This window comes from Serratia sp. MMO-28 (assembly GCF_037199905.1).
GTDB classification, from domain to species: domain Bacteria; phylum Pseudomonadota; class Gammaproteobacteria; order Enterobacterales; family Enterobacteriaceae; genus Chania; species Chania oryzae.
Map to the genome: position 1 here is coordinate 18968 of NZ_JBBCVB010000045.1, position 10531 is coordinate 29498.

At 47.3% G+C, this 10531-nt stretch carries 10 protein-coding genes and 1 pseudogene; 3 read left to right on the plus strand and 8 right to left on the minus strand.

The window, feature by feature from the left end:
* The first annotated feature begins 83 nt into the window (after positions 1-83).
* Positions 84-2081: an autotransporter outer membrane beta-barrel domain-containing protein gene (locus WG891_RS25170; RefSeq protein WP_337264898.1), complete on the plus strand. Its 1998-nt coding sequence runs from the start codon at positions 84-86 to the stop codon at positions 2079-2081.
* A 462-nt stretch (positions 2082-2543) separates the two neighbouring features.
* Here the strand turns inward: WG891_RS25170 and WG891_RS25175 are convergent, their stop codons facing one another.
* Positions 2544-3194, minus strand: a complete 651-nt coding sequence (locus tag WG891_RS25175) for a CPBP family intramembrane glutamic endopeptidase (protein ID WP_337264899.1) — start codon at positions 3192-3194, stop codon at positions 2544-2546.
* 538 nt (positions 3195-3732) lie between these two features.
* Here WG891_RS25175 and WG891_RS25180 point away from each other — a divergent pair.
* Complete coding sequence (locus tag WG891_RS25180) at positions 3733-4182, plus strand: helix-turn-helix domain-containing protein (protein ID WP_337264900.1); 450 nt, start codon at positions 3733-3735, stop codon at positions 4180-4182.
* 215 nt (positions 4183-4397) lie between these two features.
* On the opposite strand, the gene WG891_RS25185 is transcribed toward WG891_RS25180, so the two are convergent.
* From WG891_RS25185 to WG891_RS25195, 4 genes are all read right to left on the minus strand, one after another.
* The gene (locus tag WG891_RS25185; protein ID WP_337264901.1) at positions 4398-4841 is read right to left on the minus strand and encodes a putative zinc ribbon protein; all 444 of its coding nucleotides are present in this window, start codon (positions 4839-4841) and stop codon (positions 4398-4400) included.
* A 178-nt stretch (positions 4842-5019) separates the two neighbouring features.
* Positions 5020-5238: a DUF7828 domain-containing protein gene (locus WG891_RS27150; protein WP_443006357.1), complete on the minus strand. Its 219-nt coding sequence runs from the start codon at positions 5236-5238 to the stop codon at positions 5020-5022.
* Positions 5239-5350: 112 nt separating this feature from the next.
* Positions 5351-5572 (minus strand): helix-turn-helix transcriptional regulator, encoded by a 222-nt coding sequence (locus WG891_RS25190; RefSeq protein ID WP_337264902.1) that lies wholly within the window; start codon positions 5570-5572, stop codon positions 5351-5353.
* A 142-nt stretch (positions 5573-5714) separates the two neighbouring features.
* Positions 5715-6326 (minus strand): inovirus Gp2 family protein, encoded by a 612-nt coding sequence (locus WG891_RS25195; protein WP_337264903.1) that lies wholly within the window; start codon positions 6324-6326, stop codon positions 5715-5717.
* A gap of 1403 nt (positions 6327-7729) precedes the next feature.
* Between WG891_RS25195 and WG891_RS25200 the strand changes: the two genes are divergently transcribed.
* On the plus strand, positions 7730-8626 hold the full coding sequence (locus WG891_RS25200) for a hypothetical protein (RefSeq protein ID WP_337264904.1): 897 nt from the start codon (positions 7730-7732) through the stop codon (positions 8624-8626).
* 43 nt (positions 8627-8669) lie between these two features.
* Here WG891_RS25200 and WG891_RS25205 read toward each other — a convergent pair whose 3' ends face one another.
* From WG891_RS25205 to WG891_RS25215, 3 genes and pseudogenes are all read right to left on the minus strand, one after another.
* On the minus strand, positions 8670-9155 hold the full coding sequence (locus WG891_RS25205) for a hypothetical protein (protein ID WP_125828872.1): 486 nt from the start codon (positions 9153-9155) through the stop codon (positions 8670-8672).
* Positions 9156-9212: 57 nt separating this feature from the next.
* Positions 9213-10288, minus strand: a pseudogene (locus tag WG891_RS25210) (patatin-like phospholipase family protein).
* Positions 10285-10531: diguanylate cyclase regulator RdcB family protein (locus tag WG891_RS25215; protein ID WP_337264905.1), on the minus strand; the 247-nt coding region annotated here is incomplete at its 5' end. The pseudogene WG891_RS25210 and the gene WG891_RS25215, both read right to left, overlap by 4 nt.

Below are 10531 nucleotides of genomic sequence, written 5' to 3' on the forward strand. Positions count from 1 at the left end.
AGGAATGACTTCTTCAAGGTGTACGAGATAAGAGGGAAACGATCCGCAAAACAACATCATTATTATTATTCTCTGAGGCATGGATGAAAATAAACGCTTTAACGCTGGCAATCGCGGTGTGCTATTGCGGGCTGGCAACGCAGGCACAGGCTTATACCCAGCGAGTCGATGGAACTACCGTCAATAATGAATCTGTCTTTAAAACGACGGAAACCTCACCTTATGCCTTACAGCATGTTACCGAAGGCATTGTTAATAATGGTGTCGTTTATAACAGAGGCATGATTTATCTGGATAACAATTCTCAGGGCAACGCTATCACCGTCAATAAGGACGGTTGGCTACAGGTTGAAGACGGTTCAACAGCCAATGATACCGTGGTCAACCCAGGTGGGCGGTTGACGGTGAATGCTTACGGTACTATCAGCAACACCTTGATTAACAGCGGCGCAAGCATGGAGATGGAGGCTAACAGCCGTTCCCTGGGAGAGTTATTGGTTGGAGCAGGAGGGGAGCTGTATATCGCCAACACCGATAGCAAGCTGATTGATGTCACCTCTAATGTGCCTGCGACCCCAACCAATATCGCCCTCGAAAAACTGACGATCGCAGGCAAGGTCACCATCGGGCCTTCCTGGGATGGCAATGATGAATTGGGTACGGCTCCACCTGCGGCACAGCTTGGCCCCGTGATGGTCACCCAGGTCGGCACGTTAACCCTGCAGGGTGGCAGCCTCGAGATGATCCCGTACATTTCAGCTGACCAGGTTAACCGCCTGGATGTCGAAAATCTTTCTGGTCAAGGCACCTTTATGCTTACCACCAGCCTGGCCGATGGCGTAAGTGATAGCCTGCGGGTGACGCAACGTGCCACCGGCCAGTTTGGTCTGATGGTGCAAGACAGTGGCCGGGAGATCGGTCTTCCTGCCAACGTGCCGTTGGTCTACATCAACAGTGGCGATGCAAAATTCAACCTGCTGAATCAGGGGGGGATCGTTGAGGCAGGCGTCTATCAATACCGGTTGTACAACAGCTCACAGGATGGTCATACCCAGTGGTATCTGGTCGGTGGCAAGGCGGGTACCGTGCCAGAGCAAAATAATGTGGATCCCGGTGTGCTCCCAGCACCTGAACCCACCCCTGTCGAACCTACGCCGGTTTCTACTCCTATTCTCAGCGCCAGTGCTCAAGGCGTGCTGAGCATGGCGGCAGCGTCCCAGCATATTCTGAATACTGAACTGAGCACGTTGCGCCAACGGCAAGGCAACCTGCGTAGCAGCGTGGCAGACGTTGGCGTCTGGGCTCGTTATCTGAACGATGAAAGCAGATTGAACGATCACCGCTATGCGTCATTCAAAAATACGCTGAGCGGTATGGAGATCGGTGCCGACAAATCGTGGGATATGGTGGACGGTAAATGGTTGCTGGGTGCCTTTACGGCCTACAGCAAGTCCAATGTCAGCTTCAATCTAGGGGGCAACGGTGATGTGGCGAGCTACAGTGGTGGCCTGTACGCCAGCTATCTGGCTAACTCTGGCTGGTATTTGGATAGTGTGCTGAAAGGCAACCGCCTGAGCCAAACGGTCCGAGCCCGTATGAATGATGGCGCGATCGGCAAAGGCGATTACAGCCAGAGTACCTTCACTGCCTCGCTGGAAACAGGCTACACACTGCCTCTTTCCAAACTGCTTGCCCTGGAGCCCTATGGCAAAGTGAATTACTCACGCCTTGGCGCTGCGGATTATACCTTGAGTAACGGGATGCAATCTGCTGTTAACGCAGCCAACAGTGTGCAGGGTGAATTGGGGACGCTCCTCAGTGCCAAGGTGACACTGGGAGAGGTTGAGGTAGCGCCTTATGCCAAGCTGGCCATTGCGCGCGAATTCACCCGTAGCAACACGGTAACCATCAACGATATTACTCTGGATAATAACTACTCCGGTAATGTCGGCAAGTATGGTCTGGGGGTCAGTGCTAACATCACCAAGAACACGGCCGTTTACGCCGAAATGAATTACCTGAATGGTAACAAGGTGGAAAGCCCGCTGAACGCCACGACTGGGTTCCGCATTCTGTTCTAATCCGACGCCCCCATTGTTCTTCAATGGGGGCACTGACCTTCCCCATGATAGCCGTAAATGAGCGTTCAGGCTTTATGGTATCAGCCTCACCGTCTTCCCCGACAGGTTGGTGGTCAGAAAACTTGTGGCCAATGTCTTAATAAAATGCTGCGGATTGACTGTTAACCTAAATGCCAGCGGCGTGATTAACCGACCTTCAGGCGTAAATGACGAATTGAGTGCTGATTTGACGACATACAGCGCAGGCGCTGTGCCCTCGACAATCCCGTTATCCCACTCAGCCTGAGTCAACGGTCAATCAATACCTGTTTTCATCCGCAGTGATAGACCGGTACCGGGCGGAGGGTGGAGGGTGGAGGTGAGAATGTCCCAGACGGGTACCTCAGCGGTCGCAATACGCATCTTTTTTCCTGAGCACCGACAACTCTATCTGCTGGGCCGCAAGAACTCCCGGAGCGCCACTTAACTGAATGCCATCACCCAAGCTACGGAGACTATATTATTCATCGAATGGAGCACCATTGGCATCAGCAGGCTGCCAGTTCTTATTCGGACCTCACAAAGGATCGCAGAAAAAACAAACAGTGAAACAAACGTCACCGGATAGAGATATTGAGTGTGCACGACAGCAAACAGCAGTGAGGTAATGACCACCGCCAGCAACCGCCCTCTGTGGCCAAAGCCAATCCCCGAATTCAGTAAAAAACCACGGAAGATAATTTCCTCCGAAATCGGGGCCAACACGCAAATAGTTATCACCAAAAAGATTTTAGTGAAAGTTGATGGCTGCATCAGGCTTTCCATCCAGGGTTCCGGCTGGCCGAAAAATTGAAAAATGGCCGTTAATCCCAGCAGCGCGAAGCACGGTAACAACATATCCTGCAAAGCTATTTTTCCCAGCGGCATCAAACCAAACGACTTTTGGTAATGCCTCCATGCCAGCAGTGCAAAGGGGAACCAGAAAATGATGTATAGCAGAGGAGTCGCCATGCCAGAGCGATGCATTCCCACATGGCCTGGAAACAGCAACAAAGAAAATGAAAGAACAAACCATCCTATCCACACAGAAAAACAAATCAGGGTATGCGTGACCCGGTCAATATTTTCATTCATCATCACATCCCGTTAATTTTGTACATACATTTGGCAATTCATGATATTTCAATGCCGTTATTTTTTTATTGATAATGCTTTTCGTAACGTTGTTCTCAAACTGAAGCCTATTTACCTTCGCTATTAGGCGCTAATGCTTAACACAGTGTGCTTCAAGTCTTTTTGCCGATGACCTGTTGCCAACTCCCCCTGCATACGTCGGTTTAGCGACCTCGACGGGTTATCTTCATGCCAAAACTACTTACGTTACCATTACCCAGAAAAGCGATTCATGCGGATTTATCGGGTAAACCTACTACACCCTGGCCAGTTTCATAACTGGCAAAGAGTCAAAAAGAGTAGTTAGCGCGTATCTGGTACATAACTGACACCGATGACTATCGTGCCACCTAAAATAAATAATCCGTACTTTATTAACGAAAAACAGAGGTGGCATCATGAATATATTCTTTTTCACGTACTTTATGTTAATGTTTTTTGCGATCAGGCATACCAAAGTCATCGCACTGTTTGCTCAGGAAAGTACTGGAGTGTTAAAATGATGCAAAACAATATCTCTGTACCCTCATGGCCTAAGACCCCTTTGGGTGTCAAGCATTTTGCTGAGAGACTGGAAAGCGTTATGGGGACTGAATCCATCGCATCTTTTGCCCGAGGATGCCATATTTCGGCAGCGACGGTCAGGAAGTACCTGAAGTCAGGAACACTACCGGGTATTGATAACATTGCGGCAATTTCAAAATACACGGGCAAATCACTGGCATGGCTCATTACTGGGGATGAGGACTCTAATAGCAGTAACGCGTCGAATTCGCCTTCTGCCTCTTTAACGGAAGAAGAGATCGCCAGATGGTGGGGTTGTATATCTGATGCCCTGACCGTAGATGATAAAATTCGCATTATTGCTGCGTTTAAACAAGGCGGCCTCCAAGCGCTTTTTGTTTCTGCGCTCATTACCAATAAACCGACCGGGTTCAAGGGCCTGTGACTTATCGGGTTCTCATCTTTCTTTTGCCTTACGGTGCCATAATACTGTGAGGCCAGTTAAACGTCTGGGCATGCACGGGTTAACCGTTTTATCGATGCGTTGTATCAATATTAGACCGTTGGTGGTGACGGTAAGTGGATCACTTTTTACCCGTTGTTGACAACGTAATTATAATTATCCATTTTTTCATGATGTTATCGTTTATTTGATGGCAGTTACTTCGCCCATTTGTCCGGCAGGGTTCCACTGAGATCCCGTAATTTCACCTCAGTGGTATATATCGGATCCTGGCACAACGGGCATATTTTCAGCCCGTCATAATCATGGTTGCACATCACACAATGAAAACGTTGCGGCTGTGGAAACCCCAGGAAGGGATTGTCTAGATTCAACGTATCGTAAACAGCCTGTTCAAAGGGCGTTGGCGGTTTTTGGGGTTGAGAGGGGGAAAGCAGATATTGGCAATGAGCCAAGGTCTTTTCTTCCGCCTGTTCAAGGTGATGTTCAAAGTAACGACCCGCCGTGTGTGTCCAATAGAGGTGCAACGGGTTTCCACAGGACTGACAAAAATACTGCTCTCGAAGCTTTAGCGAGAGATCTTTTGCTTTTACAGACTGCCCACCTTCGGTTCGGCCCACATCGATTTTCTGAAATTGCATTAAAAGAGTGTCCTAGCGTGATGCACCTAATGGGCGAGCCCGCACATCAGCGGGCTGCCTTGGCGCTGCTGTTGATAAAGGGATATTTGGGTAACGAAAAGAATGGGATAGATAAGTGTGTTATTACCCAACAGTGATTATGTTGAAGCATTGGGCGCACATGATGGTTATATAGCTGTCACTTAACGATGCTCAGATAGATGCAGCCCCCTGATGTCTCTGCAACCTCGCGTTCATCGTGCTTAAACCAGGCCTTTTGGTGGTTATGAGGGTGTAAAATGACCGCACAACCACAGCATGGACAAAAATACGTATCTTCATTTTGGCTAAGGGCCTCGGTCGCCAATACCGATTGTCCGTCTGGGTTTATGGCCCGATGCAGTTTTACATGGTGCATTGTTATTCTCCGGTGTATTGGACGCAGTAATACGCACGCCCGAATAGCAATTCGTTCGAAAAAGAAGGTTAAATGGGGTAAATCAGAACGCAGTAACGAGTGGAGATTGGTACTACGCTGGTGTACGGGACAGCTCTATTCTCTCCTGCATCCAGGCATGAACCTCACTGTGTAGCCATCTGGAACTGCGTCCTAATTTGATGGGCTTGGGAAACTTGCCTTCGCTGATAAGCTTATAGAACCATTTGTCGGTTAAGCCGGTGAATGTGGTGATAAAGGCCATATCCACCAGCTTGTCGTCCAGCAGGTTTAATTCGGTCAGTTGATTACTCATGATGTCTCTCGCCGTCTTACGTTAATGGAAGACAGTCGCAAGCCGTTACTACAGCCCCTTTGCGGGTCTGTATTCACTCGGTGCGGCTTACTCTGTCATTACCATCGGCGAGCGAGTAAAAAATTACGTTGACCGTTCCCTATCAATATTGACTACAGCCAAATGAACGTTCGTCAGGGCCAATGCTTTTAGATTTAAACTTGGCCAGGTAGCTGGAACGGTAGAGCAGTTCTGTATAGGCGTTGAAGCTGAACTCCTTCTGATAAGCCAGGTAACACACCGGCTTATCGGGGAAATAGGTTAACGATTGATTCTCGGGATAGGCAACACGCAATGCACGCGCCCACGCTCTCGAAATCATGCAAGCCAGATTGCCGCTTTCCTTTGTGTAATCCCCTAGAAACCCATAAGCATGTTTGTTGAGCAGCAGCAAAACATGGTAATGCTTTTTCCCTTCTTGACTAAACTCCTTGACCCATACGTAACGAAGAACACAGGAATGTACCTGCTTGTTGGTTTTTATTTTCCTACGCAGATCCGCTTTAATTTGGGCTTTTAATGACTCGATAAAACGCGATATACACGCAGGGTCTGTCGCGGCGTCCATATCAGTATCGATATCAACATCCGGCAGTCGTAAATCAACACGCACCGCCAATGTTCGATGGTGGCACAGCAAGGCTTTATCGATCGTTTCCTGTATGCGGTCCATATAGTGCTGACACAAGGGACCATGGCTGGTAATCACTTTCATTTATCTTACTCCTCAAATGATGGGATGACGTTGTTCACGTCGGAACGTGCATTACCATCTACAGAGCAGTAACGATTTACTGAGCCAATACCGTCGGTTGTTAAAACACACTGAATCGATAGATATGCGTTAAGAAGAAAAAGGTAATACGAAGACCTGCCTGGGCATGATTAACGTCACCCAGAGCGTCTGCTGAGCCATACGAAGGTGAACGGATAACAGTGCAGATTAAGGTTGATTATTAACGCGTTATCTCTGTCAATTGACCCATTATCTAGCAATATCAGCCATCGTTGAACAGAACACCGTACCAATAGGGCTTTAAAACGCTCTGTACACCACGTAGAGAGGTTTAAAGTATAAAAGGGGGTTGTTAACTCGAAAATTAAGTAAACGCTTCAAAGAGCTACTGGTGAGAATTTACCGAGTATTGCCAACAGATACCGATACGGAAGACATACCTGCGGAGTTGACACCAAAAAGACTGTAGCAAGCAGAATGACGTTAATCAGAACGCCCCCTTAATGATTTTTGCTGGCAATCCGCGTTGATGATCATCCAAGCCGTTAAACGACAGGTTCTTCATAACGTTGTCTTGATAGTGATCTTTTCTTGGCGTCGATACCAATGCGCTCAAACACCACTATGGCTAATGTTCAACTGTTTGTATGAGGGGTATTCCACGAATCGTCGTTTTCCCATGTAAGCCCATAACGTCATATGGACTCACTCGTGCAGCTATTGGTTATCCCATTGGGGATCCTGATGGTAGCGATATGGGGTAAAGATCTCTTCGATTGGATAAGGCAGTCAGTTCATCTATCTCTTTTCCCTAAGTGATACACCCCCAGTTATCAACAACACGGGATACCATTCAGATAACGATATGACTAAAAAATAGATCAGACAGTAGGCATATAGACAACAGATTAGAGAGATATAGACCGTATAGATAACCATAGATATTAAACAAACCTACGCAAAAATGATGAGCATGAACACTGTTCTTAAGCGCGTCAGAGCAAGCCAGGCTTAGCTTTGATTCGATACAGATCCCCAAACCCAGCTCACCAAATCACTCTGGAGTTAGTTCGAAGAGAGCGACTTTTGAAGACGCTGATTATCCGTTCATGCGTGCTGACTATAACCTTATAGCCGCAGTAAATTTTTACTAAAAATCAATGACGGGCCCTTTTCATCGTGCCGATAAGCCCATCATGGTCTTCGGTTGCCATGAGATACAGGGAGGATAGGGGCACAAACCTCAACGATAGGCTGATTTTTATCAAAAACCATAAAACAACAACTTGATAAAAAAGTGCAGCACTACTATTATCAATAACAAAGTGCCGCACTTTTATTTAATAAAACAATGTTTCAAAAATATTATTTAGGGGGTTTTCATGAGCAGTGAAAATAGAATAACGACAAATTTCAAATCTGTTCAAATATTCAAATTGATTAACACTCTGGCTAAGAAAAAAAAGACACCAAAATCAAGAATTATTGAAGAAGCGCTGAGTGATTATTTTTATGAGCAACTCAAAGAATCACAAAATTTACTTGGAAAAGTTCAAATAAAGAAAAACAGAAATCAACTTCCTAATGCGTCTTTTTTATCTGGCCTTACACTCAATATGGTTAAATTGAATGACGGTGATATTTATACTGTTCCAACAGGAAATATAAATTTCGATGTGAGTTTTTCATTGCCTTATTCTGCATTTTTCAAATTAGACTTAAAAAAGAAAAAACAAATAATAAATAAAGACGTCATACAAGATGAAATAAAGAAACACCTTGACGCTAATCTGGCGAGTTATATCAATGAGTACGCAAACCCTGATGCAATACATTTCTTCTTGACTAAATCTTATGCTTCCTACCACAGAGTTAACGATATTACTGTTATGGTTTATGCCCAGTTGACTGTATATATCCTTCCTGTTCATCTTTATAAGAAAGATATGAGTAGATTCCCGCTTCTTGATTTTACCAGGATTACCTATAGGCGCTTTAGTGATGTTGCTAAAAAAGGCTGGGACAGGGGAAAGTATTCTCACCTGCTCTGCATAGACGGCGCTTCACAAGCAAAGGATGGCGGGTATTTTATCGGTGTGTTGTATGAAAAAAGGGAGCTAACTATAGAAGATTTCGATAATTGTTGGAAAAAAGTGCCGATCACTCGCCACGGAAAACAAGCGTATTGTTCAATATACACCCACATGAATAAATCACAATTGATTATAAAACGAAACCAGTCCAAAGATATGTTAGCCTCTTCGGACAATGCATGTTAAAAGGCAGCTAAACCTTGACCATTTTGGTCAAGGTTCTTTGTGCTTATTCGTTCACAACCCAGTCCATGCTCTCGTCAGAGGCATCCTGGTTGATGTTGCTACTCACAGGTTGATAAACATTCGTTAAATCAGTCTGGAAAGAGTCCTTGCATTTTATCTGCTTGATCAGTTTTTTATCTTTAAATATGCCCAGATTACTGACGGTGCCATCATTCCGTTCAGAAAAATAAGTGACATAATCATAGTTTCCGTTGCTGAAACGGTAATAGACCGCTTCGCTACTGGCAAAGGACACCCCCCCAAAATGCACATCCTTTAACGTTCCCGGTGCAGTGGGCAATGCCAGTTCAGGGGCTTTGCCTGGTTTTCCATAAGCGTACTTTAGGTAATTGCCCTCCCAGGTGACCTTGACCTCGCGACCATTCTGCAATTGGCACGACATGACGTTTGTCTCAGCCGCCTGAACCACTGCTGTAAAACAGAATAACGACATCGAAATACACGTTGCTTTTGTCAATATGGCCATCATTCTTCTCCTTGTCCTATTACGTGTTTGAAGCCCTGTCTTGTCTGCTCCGTGCCGATATCATGACTTCAACCGCGCCATCGCCGAGGCCAGGATTTCGTCTGCCTGCGTATTTTTCTGCAGGCTGAGTTCGCGTTGATGTTCCGCCATCGCCAGCGCAGAACGTGCCTGCAAGGCCGCCATGATCTTCTCCAGGCTTTTCAACGTGTCCTGGTAGCCCTGTTCAATCCAGCTTGTGAGAGTGTCGGGGTGGAATCCCAGCAGATCCCTCACGCCAGAGAAGGCCCCTTCACTGCGTGCCAGTGTCGACTGTGGGCGGATCTCCAGTATTGTGGCTTCTGGGAAGTCATGCCGATCCCATAACGAACCGTCCCTCAAATGCGTGACAATCACCCGATCACAGCCTGCTTCGATCAACGGTGTCACCGGGGTATTGCCCTGCATTTTTTGCCATCCCCCTATCCCGCCGTCACTGTAGCGTTTGCCTCCGACCTCCTGGGGTTTAAACAGCAACGGCAATGCTGCCGAGGCCAATAATGCCGCTTTCTGTTGCTCTACCGGCACCGCCTGCACATGAAGAAAACGTGACGGTGCGGTATCCCGCAAACCGGTTTCTGCCAGCAGGTAATTAAACAGATCCACTGTTCCCCCGTGCGTTTCGTAAACAGACACATACAGCGGCAGCCCTTTCTGCAAGGCATCCAGGTCAAGATAGTGATCCATCAAACGCGTCAATGGCTGTTCCGACAGGAGCCCCTCATTCTGCTGCAGAAAAGCGGGCAGTGTGAGATTCGCCTGTTTCGCCAAGGTACCGATGCTTTTGACCAATAACGTCCATTGACGTCCTCCGGTCAATAACATCCCGGCTGACAGCAAGTAATTAAGGTACACGGAAGGGTTTCCCCGAAGTGGGGAGGTACTGGCCAGGGTTTGCCAGACCTCTTCCAGCCGGTCGATCCCTACCTGTATTGAAGGGGCCGAAGCCAGAATGGCCCCGTTCAATGCGCCAATGCTGGCACCGGAAATCATGTCTATCGTCACGCCCGACTGATGAAGGGCTTTTATCACCCCGACCTGATAGGCACCGACCGCACCGCCCCTGACAGGACCAACCCTGTTTTACCGACATGGCTCATGGCTGCACACCCCCAAAGACTTCGTCAACCATCGCGCTCGCCAACCGTTCTGCCGTGCTGCGGATGGGCATTCCCAGTGGGAGCACCTGATCGGTTTGCGTGATGGCAGACACGACGGGATGATAGTGAGGATCACACCAGTCTCCCAGATAGGCCAGGCCTTCACCGAAATGGGTATCAGGAACAGCCAACCAGAAATCGCTGTTCTTACGTTCTGATGCCGTAACGTCAGCATCCCGCAGC